The organism is Kitasatospora sp. NPDC004614 (genome assembly GCF_042873675.1).
Taxonomy (GTDB): Bacteria; Actinomycetota; Actinomycetes; order Streptomycetales; family Streptomycetaceae; genus Kitasatospora.
In genome coordinates, this window is the sequence record NZ_JBIALR010000006.1 from 27,539 (window position 1) to 45,495 (window position 17,957).

Here is a 17,957-nt window from a genome sequence, read left to right on the forward strand (position 1 = left end):
AGGGATCGCACATGTTCCACAAGCAGGGGCGGGCCGTCTCCCGCATCGTTGCTGTCATGCTCGCGTCCGGTCTTGTCGTCGGGTCGGGGCTGCTCGCCACCGGTACCGCCGCCGCGGCCGACGGCAACTCGGGAGTGACCGGGAAGCTGGTGGGCGGAATTCGCTACGGCGAGAAGGTCGAGTCCGAGACGCGCCCGGGCCACTGGCTGCCCGTCACCGCCGGACAGTTCACCCTGGGGGTGACCGGCACCGAGTCCACGCTGGACGTCTACTGCATCGACCTGCTCAACGACACGCTCAAGACCGCCACGTACCACGAGACGGACTGGGCCTCCACGTCGCTCTCCCAGCCGGAGAAGGTCAAGGCCAAGGCCGGCCCGAAGATCCAGTGGATACTCGAGCACTCCTTCCCGAACATTGACGAGGTCGCGCTCTCCAAGGCCTCCGGCATCGACGGCCTGACCAAGGACGACGCCGCCGCGGCCACCCAGGTGGCGATCTGGCACTTCTCCGACCCGAACGTGCCGGTCCGGCTGGTCGCAGACCGCCCGACGACCAAGAAGCTCATCGACTGGCTGATCGCCCAGGCCGAGGCCAAGGGCGGCGCCGAGGAGCCCAAGCCCTCGCTGGCGCTCAACCCGGGCTCGGTGGCCGGCAAGAGCGGTGAGACGCTCGGCCCGATCACCGTCACCACCGGCGGCGGCGCCGCCGACGTCGCCGTCGCGCTCGACAAGAAGGGCACCGACGCGGGCGTCACCCTGGTCGACAAGAGCGGTGCCGCGGTGAAGACCGCCAAGAACGGCGACCAGCTGTTCGCGAAGGTCCCGGCCGGTGCCGACGCCGGCACCGCCACCATCAGCGCGGACGCCTCCGCCACCATCAAGCTCGGCCGGGCGTTCGTCGGTGACGACAACGGCAAGCACAGCCAGACGCTGATCCTGGCCGGCAGCAACAAGGTCAAGGTCAACGCCCTGGCCACCCTCGCCTGGGCGCCCACCGGTCCGATCCCGGCCGCCACCGGCAAGGTCGACTGCACGCAGGGTGCGCTGGTCCTCACCGTCTCCAACAAGGGCGACCGGGACTGGAACTTCACTGTCGGCGGCAAGGACGTCACGGTGAAGCCCGGCGCCACCCAGGACGTCGTCCTGCCGGTCGCCGAGGACACCGCCTACAACTTCACCGTCACCGGCCCCGGCGGCTTCTCGCAGACCTTCAGCGGCGTGCTGAACTGCAAGACCGACAGCGTCAGCCTGCCGCCGACCACCCCGCCGGCCACCCCGAAGCCCAGCTCGTCCGCTCCTGAGCTGGCCACCACCGGTGGCGGCATGGGCACCGGCATCACCGCCGCGATCGCCGGTGCGCTGGTCGTCGCCGGTGCCGCCGCGGTCTACGCCCTGCGTCGCCGCGGCCGCCACAGCCGCGCCTGACCCGCACGCTGACCCTCCCCGGCCGCCCGCCGGGGAGGGGCGGCCCCGCCCCCGCAACACTGGGGGCGGGGCCGTTCGCGTCCTGGGCCGCCCGCGGCCACGGCCCGGCCGGTCGCCGTTGCCGCACACCCTCGAGCGCGTTCGGGGCGGCACCGGCCTTACGGCACAATGGAACGCTGCAAGCCGATTAACTCGACGACGACGCCGGAGCGATCTCACGTGGCGGAATACATCTACACCATGCGCAAGGTGCGCAAGGCACACGGCGACAAGGTCATCCTTGACGACGTGACGCTCAGCTTCCTCCCCGGGGCGAAGATCGGCGTCGTCGGCCCCAACGGCGCCGGCAAGTCCACCGTGCTGCGGATGATGGCCGGCCTGGACCAGCCCTCCAACGGCGACGCCTTCCTCTCGCCGGGCTTCACCGTCGGCATGCTCCAGCAGGAGCCGCCGCTGGACGAGACGAAGACCGTGCTGGAGAACGTCCAGGACGGCGTCAAGGAGACCAAGGGCAAGCTCGACCGGTTCAACGAGATCGCCGAGCTGATGGCGACCGACTACTCGGACGCGCTGCTCGACGAGATGGGCAAGCTCCAGGAGGACCTGGACCACGCCAACGCCTGGGACCTGGACGCCCAGCTGGAGCAGGCCATGGACGCGCTGGGCTGCCCGCCCGGCGAGTGGCCGGTCACCAAGCTGTCCGGTGGCGAGAAGCGCCGCGTGGCGCTGTGCAAGCTGCTGCTGGAGCAGCCCGACCTGCTGCTGCTCGACGAGCCCACCAACCACCTGGACGCCGAGTCGGTGAACTGGCTGGAGCAGCACCTCGAGAAGTACCCCGGCACCGTCGTCGCCGTCACCCACGACCGGTACTTCCTGGACAACGTCGCCGAGTGGATCCTCGAGCTCGACCGCGGCCGCGCGTACCCGTACGAGGGCAACTACTCCACCTACCTGGAGACCAAGCAGACCCGTCTCAAGGTCGAGGGCCAGAAGGACGCCAAGCGCGCCAAGCGGCTCAAGGAAGAGCTGGAGTGGGTCCGCTCCAACGCCAAGGGCCGCCAGGCCAAGTCCAAGGCCCGCCTCGCCCGTTACGAGGAGATGGCGGCCGAGGCCGACAAGATGCGGAAGCTGGACTTCGAGGAGATCCAGATCCCGCCGGGCCCGCGTCTGGGCAGCGTCGTCATCGAGGTCGACCACCTCAACAAGGCCTTCGGCGAGAAGGTGCTGATCGACGACCTGAGCTTCACGCTGCCGCGCAACGGCATCGTCGGCATCATCGGCCCGAACGGCGCCGGCAAGACCACCCTGTTCAAGATGCTCCAGGACCTGGAGACCCCGGACAGCGGCACCGTCAAGGTCGGCGAGACCGTCAAGATCAGCTACGTCGACCAGACCCGCTCCAACATCGACCCGAAGAAGACCCTGTGGGAGGTCGTGTCCGACGGCCTCGACTGGATCAACGTCGGCCAGGTCGAGATGCCGTCCCGCGCCTACGTCTCCGCGTTCGGCTTCAAGGGCCCGGACCAGCAGAAGCCGGCCGGCGTGCTGTCCGGTGGTGAGCGCAACCGCCTCAACCTGGCGCTCACCCTCAAGCAGGGCGGCAACCTGCTGCTCCTCGACGAGCCGACCAACGACCTCGACGTCGAGACGCTGTCCTCGCTGGAGAACGCGCTGCTGGAGTTCCCCGGCTGCGCCGTGGTCATCTCCCACGACCGCTGGTTCCTGGACCGAGTGGCCACCCACATCCTCGCCTACGAGGGCGACAGCAAGTGGTTCTGGTTCGAGGGCAACTTCGAGTCCTACGAGAAGAACAAGATCGAGCGCCTGGGTGCCGATGCGGCCCGCCCGCACCGCGCGACCTACAAGAAGCTCACCCGCGGCTGATCCGCGGACGCTCACCCGCGGCTGACCCGCGGACGCACCGGCGGCCCGGCAGCCCACCCCCTCGGGGCGGACTGCCGGGCCGCGGCCCGTAGGCTTCCTGCGGGTCCACCTGATGTGAGGAGAACACCGTGGCACGCCACATCTACGCCTGCCCCCTGCGGTGGTCGGACATGGACGCCTTCGGTCACGTCAACAACGTGGTCTTCCTGCGCTACCTGGAGGAGGCCCGGATCGACTTCATGTTCACCCAGGCCGCCGAGGCCGGCGCCGGGGAGTTCGCGGGCGGGTCCGTGGTGGCCCGCCACGAGATCGACTACAAGCGGCCGCTGGTGCACCGCCCCGAGCCGGTCACCATCGAGACCTGGGTGACGAAGATCGGCGGAGCCTCGCTGACCGTCTCCTACGAGATCAAGGACATCGCCGAGGACGGCACCGAGACGGTCTACGTCACCGCCTCCACCGTGGTCGTCCCCTACAACCTCGTCGAGGGCCGCCCGCGCCGGATCAGCCCCGTGGAGCGGGAGTTCCTCAGCCGCTTCATGGACGAGCAGCCCGCCGCCGTCTGACCGGCCCCGGACCACGTCGCACCGAGACCGCCGCACTCACGAATCGAGCTGAACCCCGTGACCGCGAACCCCCGCCTCGACCTCGCCGACCAGGGCGAGGCCGCCGACCTGGTGGCCTTCCTGGGCCGGCTGCTCCGCTTCGACCGGGCCGCCGCGGTCCGGCTGCAGGCGGTTCCGGGGGCGGACGGCGGCGGCGTGCTGGCGGTGTTCGGACGGCTGCCGCTGGGCGGGTCGGCGGTGCTCGCGGTGCGTACCGTGCGGCTCGCCGGTGAACCGGCGGCGGCCGATCTGACCGTCTCCGCCGGGCAGTTGCTGGAGTCCGTGGACGAGCCGGGTGCCCACCTGACGCTGCCCGCCCCCGTCACCGGCCCGTCCTGGGCGGGCCTGCTGCCGCCGCGCTCCGGCTGGCAGCCGCTCGGGCAGCCGCCGGTGGACCGGGTGATGGACGAAGTGCGCACCGCCGTCGCCGAGTTCAAGCAGCGCGTCGCCGAGGTGCCGGAGCACCATCGGAGCCGGCAGACGGTGGACGCGATGGCGGACGAGATCTGGTCCCGGCCGCTGGGCGCCGCCGAGGGCCTGCCGCTGCGGGCCGCGCACGCCGCCCACGCGATCGGGTTCCTGCGGCCCGGCGCCCCGCTGCACGCGTTCCGGGCCGGCCCCTGGCTGCGTCTGGACGCCCCGGCCGGCTCGGTCGCCCTGCGTTCCGGCGGCGCCCCCGGTGCGGGCCTGGGTCTCAGCCCGCTGCGGTAGCCAGGAGCGGCGTCAGCCCGCGGTGTTGATCATCGCGGAGGCGGCGTACGTCATGTAGTTCCACAGCTCGCGCTCGTCCTCGGCGGGCAGCGCGAGCTGGTCGAGGGCGGTGCGCATGTTCCGCAGCCAGGCGTCGTGCGCGGCGCGGTCGACCTGGAACGGGACGTGCCGCATCCGCAGGCGCGGGTGGCCGCGGTTCTCGCTGTAGGTGCGCGGGCCGCCCCAGTACTGCATGAGGAACAGCGCGAAGCGCTCCTCGGCGGGGCCGAGGTCCTCCTCCGGGTACATCGGGCGCAGCAACTCGTCCTGGGCGACGCCCTGGTAGAAGAGGTGGACCAGCCGGCGGAAGGTCTGCTCGCCGCCGACGCGGTCATAGAAGCTCTGTTCCTCCTCCTCCTCCGCCGTCGTCGGCTGCACGGTCTCCTCGTGTACGGTGTCGCGCCCGGTGTCAGTCACCCGTCCATGGTCGCAGACGCCGACGGGGGCCGTACACCGGGACTTTCGGTGTACGGCCCCCGTCGCGGGGCGGGTGCGGACGGCTACGCGTCGTCCCAGTTGAAGAAGCGCCAGGCGATGGCGGACAGCACCACCGTGAAGCCCAGCAGGACGCCCATGCCGGGCAGGGCCTCGGCGATGCCGCCGCCCTGGCTGAGCACCGACTTGGCGGGGTTGATCAGGTAGCGCAGCGGCAGGGCCTTGGAGACGTCCTGCAGCCAGGCGGGCGCGAAGTCCAGCGGGATGAACGCGCCGCCGAGGAAGGACATCGGCAGGATGATCAGCTGGTTCAGGCCGTTCGCCGACTCCTCGGACTTCGCCAGCGAGCCGGTGAGCAGACCGAGCGACATGAAGGCCAGGGTGCCGCAGATCACCAGCGGGATCACCAGCCACCAGTTGCCGGTGAGCTTGAGGCCGAAGAAGTCCAGCTGCGCGACCGCGAGGAACAGCGCGGTCTGGGCGAGCGCCACGATCACGCTGACCAGCACCCGGGCGCCGACGATGGTGCCCGCCGAGATGGGCGCCAGCCGCAGGCGGCGCAGCACCCGCTTCTTGCGCCAGGTCACCAGGGTGAACGAGGCGCCGTAGACCGCGCCCATGGAGATGGCGTAGGCGAGCAGGCCGGGCGTCAGGTACTGGATCGGCTTGGTGGAGTCGTCCTCGACCTTGGTGGCGTCCAGGGTGAAGGCGGGGGTGGCGTGCGAGGCCTGCTGGTTGGCGGTCTGCACCAGGGAGTTCATGATGCCCTGCACGGTGCCGGACTTGACCTGGTCGGCCTGGCTGAAGCGGAGCACCAGCTTGCCGTCGGGGCCCTCGGTCACCAGGCCGTCGAGGTCGCCCTTCTTGACCTTGGCGAGGGCCTCGTTCTCGTCGGCGAAGGGGGTGATCTCCAGGACGGACAGCGGGCCGTCCTTCTGGTCCTTCAGCGCGTCCAGCAGCTTGACCTGGCCGACTTCGCCGACCTTGACGTGCGAGGTGCCGCCGCCCTTGTAGAGGACGCCGAACAGCACCAGGAACATCAGCGGCAGGGCCAGCGTGAAGAACAGGGTGCCCTTGTCGCGGACGAAGCCGAGCAGCATGACCCGGGACAGTCCGACGAAGGCGTTGGCCTTCTCCCGGCCGCCTTCGGAGGCGGGGGAGGCGGGGGAGGTGGGGGCCTGGTCGGTGGCGGTCATGCCCGGTACTCCCGTCCGGTCAGCTGGAGGAAGACGTCCTCCAGGGTGGCGCCGCGGACCTCGAGGCCGCGCAGCGCGTTCTCCTCGGCCAGCATGGAGAGCACCGGCCCGGGCGCGTCGGTGGACAGGGCCAGGGTGATGCCGTCGTCCTCCAGGTTGCTGAACACCGCGCCGGCGGCGGTGAGCAGTTCCCGGGCGCGGTCGGCGGTCAGCATTCCGGATTCCACCCGGATCCGGACGGTGTCGTCGATCTCGCGGACCAGCGCGGCGGGGGCGCCGGTGCGCAGGACCTTTCCGTGGTCCATCACCGAGACGCGGTCGCAGAGGATCTCCGCCTCGTCCAGGTAGTGGGTGGTGAGGACGACGGTGCGGCCCTCGGCGTTGATGTCGCGCAGCAGGTCCCACAGGTTGCGGCGGGCCTGCGGGTCGAGGCCGGTGGTCGGCTCGTCGAGGAACACCAGCTCCGGGTCGTGCACCAGGGCGCACGCGATGGACAGGCGCTGGGCCTGGCCGCCGGACATCTTGTCGGTCAGCGCGCTTGCCGACTCGGTCAGGCCGACCCGCTCCAGCATCGCGTCGGCCGCCTTCGGACCGATGCCGTAGAAGGAGGCGAAGGTGCGGATGGTCTCGCGCGCCGTCAGCTTGTTGAAGAACGCCGACGCCTGGAACTGCACTCCGATGCGCGGCAGCAGCTTGCTGTTGCGCGGCCACGGAGACAGGCCGAGCAGCTCCACCCGGCCCTCGTCGGCCTCCCGGATGCCCTCCAGGATCTCCAGTGTGGTGGTCTTGCCCGCCCCGTTCGGTCCGAGCAGACCGTAGAACTCGCCAGTGCTGACGGAGAGGGACACTCCGTCGACAGCCTGGACATCCCCGTACCGCTTCCGGATCCCGTCCGCGGTTATTGCTTCAGTCATGGGGCGAGCGTAGGGGGTGCGGGCAGTGCCCACGAACACTCTTGTACGAATTTTGATCGTTCGGTGATGGCCGGACATGCCACCGGCCCGGCGGTGGAAGCGATGAACGCCCCGCCGCCGGGCCGGTGGTGATGCGCCGTCAGCGAACTGACCGCCTGTCAGGCCCGGTGCACCGTGATGGTGGTCCAGGCGCCGATGTGGATGCGGTCGCCGTCATTCAGCGGGATCGCGGTGTGCGGCGGCAGGGTGTCCGGGCCGCCGTTGAGGGTGGTGCCGTTGGTGGAGTCCTGGTCGACCACCACCCAGCTGCCGTCCGGCTGTTCGGCGAGCAGGGCGTGCTGGTGCGAGGCGCCCGGGTCCTCCGGGGACACCGACAGGTCGATCTCCGGCACGGTGCCGCGCTGCTGGCTGCGCCGCCCGATCCGCAGCTGGCCCCGGCCGGTCAGCGGGATCCGCCGCTCCTGGGTGTACGGCGGGAAGAACAGCCCGGCCGCCTCCGGGCCGCTGCGGGTCATCATGTCGCTGAAGTAGTCGTGGTCGGCGGCCACCACGGCGAACCAGGTGGTGCGCTGCGGCGCGGCCGGCGGCTGGCCCTGCTGCTGACCCGGCTGCCCCTGCTGCCCGGGCGGGGTCAGCCGGAACGAGGTGCCGAAGTCGTCGCCGCTCTGCGGGGGACGCTGCTGCTGCCCCGGCTGCGGGCCGGAGGGCTCGGCGTACACCGGGCCCGGGCGCTCGTAGTCGCTGTCGGGGAAGGCGGCCGGCGGGCGCTTCTCGAAGCCGGGCGCGGCAGCAGGCCCTCCGTGGGCAGGCGCGGACGGTGCGGCGGGCGCGGACGGTGCGGCGGGCGCGGACGGGTAGCCGGGCGGCGGCGCGGAGGCCGGGCCGGGCGCGGGCTGCTGGTAGCCCGACCGCTCGTAGTCGGGCCGCTCGTAGTCCGGCCGCTCGTACGGGTTCTGCGGCTCGAACGGCTGCTGCGGGCGCTCGAACGGCGTCGGCCGCTCGAAGCCGGGCGCGGGCGCGGCCGGCTCGAACGCGGACGGCTCGAACCCGGCGGGCGCGGCCGGCGGCGCGGCGGGCGGCGGGAAGCCGTAGCCGTGCTGCGCGGACGGCGCGCCCTGCGGCGCCCGGCCCGGCTCGGGGCGGCCGTGCGGGCCGCCGGCGGGCTGCGGCGCGGGCGGCGGAGGCTGGTGCCCGGCCGGGGCGGGACCGCCCGGCGGGCGGGGCGTGACGGCCAGGTTGTAGTCGTACCCGCAGTCCTCGCAGTACCGGCCGGTCTGCGGGGTGCGGCAGATCGGGCAGGTGGCCAGCGCCGAGGTGGCGGCCGCCGGCGGCGGGGCGCCGTACGGGCCGGGGGCACCGGGTGCGCCGGCGGCGGGCCCGGTGGGCGTGCCGCCCGCCGGGGTGGCGGGGCGGCGCGGCTCGAAGTAGCCGCCACCGCCCCCGGCCGGGGTGCCGCGCGGCGGGGTGCTGCCCGGCCCGGCGGGCGGGAAGCCACCGCCGTACGGGGCCTGCGGCGGGGCAGGCGCGGCGCCGGGCGCGCCGGGGCCGCCGGGCTGGGCCGGTGCGGCCGGGAATCCGGGGATCGCCAGCCCGGGCGGCGGGGTCATCGGGAATCCGCAGTAGTCGCACCAGTCCTCGGCCTGAGACTCGTGTCCCCTAGGGCAGATCGGCATCAGGTCCCCCACACTCCAGCAGGTTCGGGTCCGGCGGTGTCCGGCTCACTTCTTCACGCGTACGGTCTTGGTCGATCGGGTCTCGAGTGTCATCGAGTCGGCCTCGCTCACGTTCTTACGGAACCGAACGGTACCCTCCCCGGCGTCCACGACGTCCACCACCTTCCGCAGCAGCTTGAGGGTGCCCTCGTTGCCGCCGGCGTGGGCGAGGCGGACGGCGGCGCCGAGTTTGGCGGTGGCGCGGTCCAGGTCGCCGGCCCGGTGGGCCTCCAGGCCGTCGCGGATGGAGTCGGCGAGTTCGGCCTGTCCGGTGTAGTGCGCGACCTGGGCGTTGATCCGGGTCGAGGAGGCCAGGTCGTCGGTCCAGACGGCGCGCACCAGGCCCTGGCCGAGGACCTCGGCGGTGCCGTCGGCCTGCGGCAGGACCAGGCTGATCCGGGCGGCCAGCATCTCGTTGCCGACGGCGGCGGCCGGGACTTCGACGCACACGTGGTAGTCGCGGGACTCGTCGCCCCACGAGCCGGTCGGGTAGTCGCCCGCCCGAGGGCCGGCCTCGGTGCGGCGTTCGGTGAGGTCCTCGACGGCGGGCGCGACCTGCTTGACGAACTTCACCCGGGCGTTGGCGGGCGTCCACACCCGCAGGGCCACGTCGGCGACCTGCTTGCCCATGGCGGTGGCCATCATGGCGCGGAAGTCGTCGGCGAGGCCGGAGGGTTCGGCGACGATGTCGACGGTGCCGAGCAGCGCGGAGGAGATCTTCCGCAGTTCGGCGACCTCCCAGTCGGTGCCGACGCCCCGGCAGTCGGCGGTGAAGGCGCCGGTCGCCGCGTCCAGGGCGCGTTGCAGGTCGGCGGGCTTCTCGTGCTCGTTGCGGCCGTCGGTGAGCAGGACGGCGTGCCGGATCGACGCCTGCGGGTGCGAGTCGAACAGCTGCCGGGCCTTGGTGATCCAGGTGCCGATCGCGGTGCCGCCGGACGGCTTGAGGCGGCGCAGCGCCTCCTTGGCGTGGCCGCGGGTGTACCGGTCGACGACGGCGAGCCGGCCGTTGCCGGGGAAGACGTCGACGGCCTCGTGGGTGCCGGCCACCACGGCGAACGCGACGCCGTCGCGCAGGGTGTCGATGGCGGCGGCGGTGGCCTCCCGGGCGTGCCGCATCTTGGTGTTCGGGTGCTCCATCGAGCCGGAGCAGTCGATCACCAGCACCACGGCGGCGCCCGGCCCGGGGGCGGGGGCCGCGCCGAGCGGCCGCCCGCCGGAGGTGCCACCGCCGGTCGCGGTGACGGTGACGATCGCGTTGACCTCCCGGGAGCCCTGCGCGAGGTACTCGTTCTGGAACACGTCGACGTCGAATCTCGGCGCGACGGGCTTGGACAACGAGGCCATGCGTGGGGCTCCTGTCGGAGAGTCGGGACGGTCAGTTCACGGCGGGTTCGGCGGCCTGGCGCAGCGGCACGGTGTCCGGGTCGGCGGCGGCGCGCGGCAGCGGGACGTCGACCAGGGTGGCGTCGTGGGTGGACGGGGCGACGTGCGGGTCGATCGGCAGCACGGCGACGGTGATGTTGTCGTGCCCGCCGCGCTCGACCGCGAACCGCACCAGCTCGCGGGCGGCGGCCAGCGGTTCGGCGCGGGCGTCGGCGCGGACGAAGAACGCCAGGTCGGTGGCGGCCTCGGCGTAGTTCCACAGGCCGTCGGTGCAGATCAGCAGCACGCCGGGGACGTGCGGGGTGAAGCTGACGGTGTGCGGGTCGAGGTCCTCGGCGTCGGCGCCGAGCCAGCCGGTGATGGCGTGGGCGCGCGGGTCGGCGTAGGCCTCGGCCTCGTCCATCAGCCTGGCGGCGACCATCCGGGCCGCCCAGGAGTCGTCCTCGGTGAGGCGGTACGGCTCGGCGGACTCGCGGTCGTCGGGGATCCAGTAGGCGCGGGTGTCGCCGACCCAGCCGATGGTGACCAGGCCGCCGGTGCTGACCGCGCTGACGTAGGTACAGGCGGGCGCGTTGTTGTGGCGGCCCGGTTCGGCGGGGGTGCCGTCGTGGGCGAGCGCGGTGACGGCCCGGTTGGCGGCGCCGATCGCCTCGTGCATGGCCCGGCCGGGGTCGCGGCCGGCCGCCAGCGCGGCGAGCAGCGAGTCGGTGGCGGCGGTGACGGCGGTGGCGGACGCCTCGTCGGGGCGGGCCGAGGAGGAGACGCCGTCGCAGACCACGGCGACCACGGCGGGCGAGCCGTCCGGGCCGTCGGTGGTGGCGACGCCGAACGCGTCCTCGTTGCGGTGGTGGCGCAGGCCCCGGTCGGAGACCGCGGCGACGCCCGTCACCTGGTGTTCCTGGTGGTCGCGTTCGCGGGGCTGGGCGTGCCCGCAGCGCTGGCACCAGCCGTCGGCGAGCTCGGTGGAGCCGCAGTTCGGGCAGCTGGGTACCACCGGCAGGTCGCGGAGGGTCGGCGGTCCGGTCAGGGCAGTGCCGCAGGCCCCGCAGAAGGCGTCCTGGGGCCCCAGCGGTTCGGCACAGGTCGGGCACTCGGTCTGCTGCGGCATGTTCACACCCACGTCCGGGGGCGGGCCCGGTTGGCCCGTTCCACCCACTCGATCCTTTTCTCGGCACGGTCGGTCAACCGTGCCAACACCCGGTAGGAGTGTTCCAGGGCGAGCCGCAGTTCCCGTTCCGCGGCGGGATGTCCCAGCACGGTCAGCGTGGCGGGCTTCCCTTCGGCTCCGGCCAGTACCCACTCCAGGGCGGTCTCCAGTACTTCGGCGGCGAGTTCGGCGCGCCGCCGGGCGTCCAGCGCGAGGGCCGTCAGCTGGGTGGAGCTGTCGGCGAGCTCGGCGGCCAGCGGCTCGGTGGCGGCGCGGCCGCGCAGCCGGGCCCGGACGGCGCCGATCCGGGCCGCGGTGTGGTGCGTGGAGCTCTCCGGCACCGACTCCAGCGCGGCGACCGCGCCGGGCCGGTCGCCGGCCCGCAGCCGGACCCGGGCCAGGCCGAACGCGGCGCCGACGAACGACCGGTCGGTGCCGCCGACCAGCCCGTAGTGGGCGGCGGCCTCCTCGGTGTCGTCGAGCAGTTCGGCGCAGACCGCGAGCGCCAGCTTGGGTGCGGCCTCGCCCGGGAACGCGTCGTACACGGCGTCGAAGGACTCGGCGGCGGTCTCGGCCCGGCCCGCGGCGAGCGCGGCCAGCCCCCGGTACCACACCACCCGCCAGTCGCCGGGGTGTTCGTCCTCCAGGGCGGCCAGCGCCTGGCCCGCGGTGTCGTCGTCGGCGAGTTCCAGGTGGGCGCGCACCACCCGCAGGCGCAGCTCGGCGGAGTCGGCGCCGGCCGCGCGCAGGGCGGTGAGGGCCTCGGCGGGGTCGGTGGCGGGCAGCGCGGACAGGAAGCCGGCGTTCGGGTCGGCCGGGTCGACCAGCGGCGCGGGCAGCGCCAGCGCGGCGGCCCGGGGATCCGGCGGCTGCTCGCCGAAGTCGGGGTCCACCACCCGCAGTTCCGGGCCGAACAGGGTGGAGACGGCGGGCCGGGGCCGGCCGTCCTGGAGGCTGAGCACCTCGCGCAGCACGCCGGTGAGCTGCCCGGCCATCTCCTCGGCGGAGGCGAACCGGCGGGCCGGGTCCGGGTCGGTGGCGCGCAGCAGGAAGCGGTGGAAGGACTCGTAGCGGGCGAACACCTCGACCTCGTCCGGGTCCGGCAGCTCGTGCCGCCGACGGCCGGTCCAGCCCTGGAAGTCGAAGGTCAGCACGGCCAGCGTGCGGCCCACCGTGTACAGGTCGGAGGCGGGGGAGGGGCCATCGGTGGCGATCTCCGGGGCCTGGTAGCCGACGGTGCCGTAGATCGGCCCGTCGTCGTCGTGCCGGCGGACCGCGCCCAGGTCGATCAGCTTGAGGGTGTCGTCCGACTGGATCACGTTGTCGAGCTTGAAGTCGCAGTACACCAGCCCGCGGGCGTGCAGGTAGCCGAGCGCGGGCAGCGCCTCCAGCGCGTACGCGACGGCCTGCTCGACCGGCATCGGCTCGCGGCGGCCGTCCGGGGTGCGGCGCTCGCCGGCGATGTCCTTCAGCGACTTGCCGCCGACGTACTCCATCACGATGTAGCCGTCGGCGGCGGCGGTGCGGGCGTCCGGGTGCTCGACGAAGTTGATGATCCGGACGATGTTCGGATGATCGACCTCGGCCAGGAATCGGCGTTCGGCGATCGCCACCGCCAGCGCGTCCTCGTCGCCGGTGTCCAGCAGGCCCTTGAGCACCACCCAGCGGTCGTTGACCCGGCGGTCCACCGCCAGGTAGATCCAGCCCAGGCCGCCGTGCGCCAGACAGCCCATCACCTCGTACTGGCCGCCGACCAGATCGCCGCGTACCAGCTTCGGGGTGAACGAGTACGGGGTGCCGCACTTGGTGCAGAAACCTTCCGGGCGGCCCGGGACACCGTTCTTCTCCCGGCCCACCGGGTGGTCGCAGCGCGAGCAGAACCGCTTCTTCTCCGGCACCTGCGGGTCCGTCAGCACCGCCTTCGACGGGTCGGCGGTCGGCACCGGCGGCACCGCGACCAGGCCAGCGCCGAGGTTGCCGCGCCGGCCGCTGCCGCTGCTGCCCCGGGAGCTGCGCACCGAGACCGAGCGGCCGGAGGCGGTGCGGGCGGAGCGGCGCGAGCGACCCGAGGAGGTCGGGGCCGGGCCGGACCACGCGGAGGTGGAGGCGCCGGACTCGGTGGTGACGCGGCCGGTGCCGGTGCCGGTCGTGCCGGTGGCGGGTTCGGCGGCCAGGCCGCAGTCGTCGCAGTAGCCGTCGGGGTCGATGGTGCCCGCGCAGTCGGGGCGGCCGCACGGCTCGCCGGGGGCGGGGGCCTTGCGCGGGGCCTGCGCGGAGACGGGGGCGGAGGCCGGTGCGGAGACGGGCCCGGACGCCGTGCGCGGGGCCGGGACGGAGGCGGTGGGGGGTGCCAGGCCGCACTCGGTGCAGTAGCCGTCGTCGTCGATCCGGCCGTCGCAGCCGGGGCGGCCGCAGGGCCGGTCCGGGGACGCGGAGCTGGCGGCGGCGGGGGCGAGACCGCACTCGGTGCAGTAGCCGTCGCCGTCGATCTCGCCGTCGCAGTCCGGACGGGCACACGCCTCAGCCATCGGTCTCCTCCCCCTTGGAACTGTCCTCGATCTGCGGTGCGGGCTCGGCCTGCGGTGCGGGCTCGCTCGGCGGCGCGGGCGCGGGCGCGGGCGCGAGCTGCGGTGCGGGCGCGAGCTGCGGTGCGGGCGCGAGCTGCGGTGCGGGTTCCAGCTGTGGTGCGGGCCGGCGCTCCGGGGCGCGCAGCGCGTGCTGGAAGCGGGCGACGGCCTCGGCGCCGGCCCGCAGGTCGCACGGGGCGCTCCAGAGCAGCCAGCGGGCCTTCTCGAAACGTTCGACCACTTCGGGGTCCTCGGCCAGGCCGAGCCGGGCGGCCATCGCCTTGTACGCCTCCAGCCGGCCGCGCAGTTCGGCCCGGACGGCGAGCGGCTGGGCGACCTCGGTGAGGGCCTGCCGGGCCCGGCCGAGTTCCTTGTCGGCGGCGTCCTCCAGGGCGTCCAGCAGCGGGCCGAGCCGGTGCCACTGGCCGGTCTGCTGGTAGCCGACGGCCTGGGTGATCGCCTCGCGCAGCGCGGACGCCGGGCCGGGTACGGCGGGTACCTCGGTGGCGGCGATCTTCGCCAGCACCTCGCCGCGGGCCCGTCTCGCCTCGGCGAGCGTCAGGTCGGCGCGCTGGAGCAGGTCGGCGACCTGCTGGAGGCGTTCGTGGGACTCGTCGCGCAGCCGCAGCAGCGCCTCCAGTTCGACCCGGACGTCGTCCAGGGCGCGGCCCATCCGGTCGAAGCCGGAGGTGTCGACGGCGCCGGTGGGGGAGGCCCAGGTGGCGTCCTCGGCGGCGCGGCCGCGCTGCGCGGGCACCCGGGACGGCCGCCACAGGGCCAGCGGGTCGGCCACCACCTCGGCCCGCAGCGCCGTCAACTGCCCGGCCAGCTGCGCGAGGTCGTCGGCCAGCGGGTGCCCGCCGGGGCGGACTCCGACGGAGAGCGCGAGCATCTGCACCCGGCCGAGTTCGGCGAGCAGCAGGTCGATCCGGGCGGGCAGCGCCGACCACACCGCGTCGACGGCGCTGACCACCTCGACCACCACGGCGTACCAGGCGTTCATCCGCTCCAGCAGCTCGGCGAGCGTGACCCGCTCCACCAGCCGGGCGGGCGCGCCGAGTTGACCGGCCGCCTCGGGGAGGCGGCCGCCGGAGACGGTGACGGCGCGGCCGGAGAGCAGTTCGCCGAGCTCGGCGAGTTCGGCGGCGGTGGGCCGGGTGCGGCGCGAGCGCACGGCGCGGGCCGAGGCCAGCGCCTCCGCGTACCGGTCGAACAGCGCCCACAGCAGCGCCATGCCGCCCTCGGCGACCGCCCAGCGCTCCTGGGTGCGCCCGGACAGTTCGGCGCCGGTCAGCAGCCGCAGCCCGGGGTGGTCCTGGAGCGCCAGCAGCGCCGCCTCGACCGCGTCGCGCTCGGCGCCCAGCCGGGCCAGCGCGCGGTCCACCTGCTCACGGTTCATCACCGGGCGGTTCCCTCCGACCATCGCGGTTCCTCCTCTCGGGCACGCTCGTGGTGACGGGGCGTCGCTCCGTCGGCGGCAAGTCTCCCCGACGTCCGCCCCGGGGCGGACGCCGGTCCCCCGCCGGACGGTCACGGCAGGTACGGGTCCGGGGCCCCCATGGTGTCGCGCAGCCAGTGGTCGTAGGACGCCTGCCAGCTGCCGTCGGCCCGCCGGTCGACCAGCACCTGGTTGACCCACGCGATCAGATCGGTGTCGTTCTGGTTCATCGCCACGCCCATCCAGGCGGGCAGGATCGGCTCGCCGACCATCTCCACCAGCGGGTCCTGGGCGACCTGCGCGGCGGCCAGCTCGCTGTCCGTCAAGGTGGCGTCCACCTCGCCGAGTTGCATCCGCACCAGGCAGTCCAGCTGGCTCTCCAGGGCGAGCACCGAGACGGTGCCGTGCGGGTCGCGCTTCAGCTCGGCCTCCGAGGAGGAGGTCTGCGCGACGCACGCCCGCTTGCCCTTCAGCGCCTCGGCCAGCGACTTGGCGTGCGCGGACTTCGGCACCACCACCCGCTGGGCGACCCGGAAGTACGGCGCGGAGAAGGAGATGTCTTTCTTGCGCTCGCAGGTGATGGTCATGGTGCGGGTGATCAGGTCGACCTCGCCGTTCTTCACCGCCTCGACCCGGCGGGCGGTGGGCACGGTCTTCAGGGTGACCTTGTCCGGGTCGCCGAGCAGCGACTTGGCGATGGCGTGCGCGAGGTCGAGGTCGAAGCCCTCGATCCGGCCGGTCTGCGGGTTGCGGAAGCCCCAGTGGTAGCTGTTCTGGTCGACGCCGACCACCAGGGTGCCGCGCTCGCGGATCTTGGCGATCTTCGCGCCGGCCGTCTGACGGGGCGGCAGCGAATCCGTCGGATCGCAGCTGTCGGTGGCCGCTGCCGGTGCCTGGGGCGCGGCCTGCGGGGCGGGCCCGCCCGCGCCGTCGGCGCTGCCGGTGGCGAGCACCCCGGCCGCGAGCACCACCGCCGCCACCAGGAAACGTGACCTTGCCGTACGCATCCCTCGTCCCCCCTCTACCGGTACTCGGCCAGTCGGCGGCCGATGCCGCGCAGCGCGGCGGCCGCGCCCAGGACGGTCAGCACTCCGGCGGCCACCGCCTGGCCGGCCAGCACGCCGTCCACGCCGCCCGCCTCCCGGGCGAACGCGTCCTGCTCGACCTGTGCGGCGGCCGCCCACTTTCCGTCGGCGGCCCGGAACGCGGCGTCCGCGGTGTCGGTGCCGCCCGCCGTCAACGTCCGTTGCAGCGCGGCCTCGTAGTCGCCGGCCGAGTTCTTCGCGGCGGCGTCCTTGTGCCGGTCCTGCCACTGCCGGAACGCGCGCTCGGCTTCGGTCAGCGGACCGACCGCCGCAGGATCCCGTTCTGCGCCGACCGCCAACCCGCTGACCGAACCGATGGTGCGCACGTCGGCGCCGAGCGTGGCGACCAGGCCGTCCCACTGCTTGGTGTACTTGTCGCTGGCGCCTCGGGCCACCAGGTCGAGGTTCTCCGCGGTGTGCGCCTGAAGTGCCGCGATCCGTACCTCGTTCAGGTCCTGCAGCGGCCGGGTGCCGAACGCATGACTGGCCGCCAGGTCGCTGTATGCCGTCGCGGTGCCCGTCATCAGCCACAGCAGCGCGGTCAGCACCGCCAGCGAGCTGCCGAGCAGCCCGAGGTTGAACACCCGGTTGGTGCGCCGGAACAGCAGCACCTGGTAACGGACCAGCGCGGCCAGCGCCAGTACACCGAGCGCCAGCGTCGTCCACGGGACCGCCCCGGCGTTGAGGTGGTCGGTGTGCAGGCGGGCCGATTCGGCGTCGGCGAGGCGCTGCGCCTGCGGCAGCACGGTGTCCTGCATCAGCTCGGAGGCGTACCGCAGGTAGGCCCCGCCGAGCGGCAGGCCCTGCCGGTCGACGGCCCGGGCGGTCTCCACCAGGCCCGCGTAGCGCGGCAGTTGCTGGTTGAGCTCGGCCAGCGCGCGCTGCGACTCGGCCGAGCCGCCGCTGCGGCCCGCGGCCTCGGCGAGCAGCCGGGCGGCGGTCGCCAGGTCGTCCTGGTAGCGGGCGCGGACCTCGGCGGGCTCGTTGCCGGCCAGCAGGAACCCGGCGGCGGCGGTCGCGTCGGCGTCCGCCAGCCGGCGGTGGATCTCGGCGGCGTCCTGGCTGAGCGGGCCGCTGGCCGACACCACCTGCCCGGCCGCCCGGGACCGGTGCGCGGACTGCCACACCGCCACCGTGCCGAACAGCAGTATCAGCGCGGCCAGCACCGCGCCCGCGGCGCGCAGCCGCCCCGGCGGGGTGGCCGCCGCGCTGCGCAGCCGGGCCACCGGCCCCGGTTCGCGGGCCGCCGCGGGCGCGGGTGCGCCCGCCTGCTTCGTCACTGCCGGTGCTGCCACCGTCCGACCTCCCCGTCCGACGTCCCCCGTCACCCCGCAGTATGGCGGGCCGCGCCGTCCACCACACCTGACTTGAGCGGGAGTTGATCTCTTTGTTCCCGTTCGGCCGCGGTGCGGTC

Annotated in this window: 14 protein-coding genes; 4 read left to right on the top strand and 10 right to left on the bottom strand. The window is 73.8% G+C overall.

Annotation, left to right across the window (positions count from 1 at the left end; translation table 11 throughout):
• The first annotated feature begins 11 nt into the window (after positions 1 to 11).
• From ACFYST_RS15600 to ACFYST_RS15615, 4 genes are all read left to right on the top strand, one after another.
• Positions 12 to 1,427 (top strand): Cys-Gln thioester bond-forming surface protein, encoded by a 1,416-nt coding sequence (locus ACFYST_RS15600; protein WP_387646606.1) that lies wholly within the window; start codon positions 12 to 14, stop codon positions 1,425 to 1,427.
• A gap of 219 nt (positions 1,428 to 1,646) precedes the next feature.
• A complete protein-coding gene (ettA, locus tag ACFYST_RS15605; RefSeq protein WP_387646603.1) occupies positions 1,647 to 3,311 on the top strand; it encodes an energy-dependent translational throttle protein EttA in 1,665 nt (554 codons plus the stop codon).
• Between the two features lie 128 nt (positions 3,312 to 3,439).
• Positions 3,440 to 3,877, top strand: a complete 438-nt coding sequence (locus ACFYST_RS15610; protein ID WP_387646600.1) for an acyl-CoA thioesterase — start codon at positions 3,440 to 3,442, stop codon at positions 3,875 to 3,877.
• Positions 3,878 to 3,934: 57 nt separating this feature from the next.
• Positions 3,935 to 4,627: a hypothetical protein gene (locus ACFYST_RS15615; protein WP_387862641.1), complete on the top strand. Its 693-nt coding sequence runs from the start codon at positions 3,935 to 3,937 to the stop codon at positions 4,625 to 4,627.
• A 12-nt stretch (positions 4,628 to 4,639) separates the two neighbouring features.
• On the opposite strand, the gene ACFYST_RS15620 is transcribed toward ACFYST_RS15615, so the two are convergent.
• The 10 genes from ACFYST_RS15620 to ACFYST_RS15665 all read right to left on the bottom strand — a co-directional run bounded on the left by ACFYST_RS15620 (position 4,640) and on the right by ACFYST_RS15665 (position 17,838).
• Positions 4,640 to 5,044: a globin gene (locus ACFYST_RS15620; protein WP_387863026.1), complete on the bottom strand. Its 405-nt coding sequence runs from the start codon at positions 5,042 to 5,044 to the stop codon at positions 4,640 to 4,642.
• A 122-nt stretch (positions 5,045 to 5,166) separates the two neighbouring features.
• Complete coding sequence (locus tag ACFYST_RS15625; protein WP_387862644.1) at positions 5,167 to 6,297, bottom strand: ABC transporter permease; 1,131 nt, start codon at positions 6,295 to 6,297, stop codon at positions 5,167 to 5,169.
• Positions 6,294 to 7,211, bottom strand: coding sequence for an ABC transporter ATP-binding protein (locus tag ACFYST_RS15630; protein ID WP_387862647.1), 918 nt, complete (start codon positions 7,209 to 7,211; stop codon positions 6,294 to 6,296). The genes ACFYST_RS15625 and ACFYST_RS15630 overlap by 4 nt, the downstream gene beginning before the upstream one ends.
• 158 nt (positions 7,212 to 7,369) lie before the next feature.
• Positions 7,370 to 8,818, bottom strand: a complete 1,449-nt coding sequence (locus tag ACFYST_RS15635; RefSeq protein WP_387862650.1) for an FHA domain-containing protein — start codon at positions 8,816 to 8,818, stop codon at positions 7,370 to 7,372.
• Between the two features lie 111 nt (positions 8,819 to 8,929).
• A complete protein-coding gene (locus ACFYST_RS15640) occupies positions 8,930 to 10,267 on the bottom strand; it encodes a VWA domain-containing protein (RefSeq protein WP_387862653.1) in 1,338 nt (445 codons plus the stop codon).
• A 31-nt stretch (positions 10,268 to 10,298) separates the two neighbouring features.
• Entirely contained in the window at positions 10,299 to 11,414 is a 1,116-nt protein-coding gene (locus tag ACFYST_RS15645) for a PP2C family serine/threonine-protein phosphatase (protein WP_387862655.1), read from the bottom strand.
• 2 nt (positions 11,415 to 11,416) lie between these two features.
• Positions 11,417 to 13,981, bottom strand: a complete 2,565-nt coding sequence (locus ACFYST_RS15650) for a tetratricopeptide repeat protein (protein WP_387862658.1) — start codon at positions 13,979 to 13,981, stop codon at positions 11,417 to 11,419.
• Entirely contained in the window at positions 13,974 to 15,419 is a 1,446-nt protein-coding gene (locus ACFYST_RS15655) for a hypothetical protein (RefSeq protein ID WP_387862661.1), read from the bottom strand. Before ACFYST_RS15655 ends, ACFYST_RS15650 begins: the two co-directional genes overlap by 8 nt.
• Before the next feature lie 131 nt (positions 15,420 to 15,550).
• Entirely contained in the window at positions 15,551 to 16,465 is a 915-nt protein-coding gene (locus ACFYST_RS15660; protein ID WP_387646573.1) for a glutamate ABC transporter substrate-binding protein, read from the bottom strand.
• Positions 16,466 to 16,479: 14 nt separating this feature from the next.
• Positions 16,480 to 17,838, bottom strand: a complete 1,359-nt coding sequence (locus ACFYST_RS15665; RefSeq protein ID WP_387862663.1) for a hypothetical protein — start codon at positions 17,836 to 17,838, stop codon at positions 16,480 to 16,482.
• Positions 17,839 to 17,957: the final 119 nt, after the last annotated feature.

What these genes read in the sequence shown, in the direction of transcription:
- ACFYST_RS15600 (WP_387646606.1), top strand. Translation starts at nt 12, where the DNA reads ATGTTCCACAAGCAGGGGCGGGCCGTCTCCCGCATCGTTGCTGTCATG.
- ACFYST_RS15660 (WP_387646573.1), bottom strand. Translation starts at nt 16,465, where the DNA reads ATGCGTACGGCAAGGTCACGTTTCCTGGTGGCGGCGGTGGTGCTCGCG.
- ACFYST_RS15650 (WP_387862658.1), bottom strand. Translation starts at nt 13,981, where the DNA reads ATGGCTGAGGCGTGTGCCCGTCCGGACTGCGACGGCGAGATCGACGGC.
- ACFYST_RS15625 (WP_387862644.1), bottom strand. Translation starts at nt 6,297, where the DNA reads ATGACCGCCACCGACCAGGCCCCCACCTCCCCCGCCTCCCCCGCCTCC.
- ACFYST_RS15645 (WP_387862655.1), bottom strand. Translation starts at nt 11,414, where the DNA reads ATGCCGCAGCAGACCGAGTGCCCGACCTGTGCCGAACCGCTGGGGCCC.
- ACFYST_RS15630 (WP_387862647.1), bottom strand. Translation starts at nt 7,211, where the DNA reads ATGACTGAAGCAATAACCGCGGACGGGATCCGGAAGCGGTACGGGGAT.
- ACFYST_RS15655 (WP_387862661.1), bottom strand. Translation starts at nt 15,419, where the DNA reads ATGAACCGTGAGCAGGTGGACCGCGCGCTGGCCCGGCTGGGCGCCGAG.
- ACFYST_RS15640 (WP_387862653.1), bottom strand. Translation starts at nt 10,267, where the DNA reads ATGGCCTCGTTGTCCAAGCCCGTCGCGCCGAGATTCGACGTCGACGTG.
- ACFYST_RS15635 (WP_387862650.1), bottom strand. Translation starts at nt 8,818, where the DNA reads ATGACCCCGCCGCCCGGGCTGGCGATCCCCGGATTCCCGGCCGCACCG.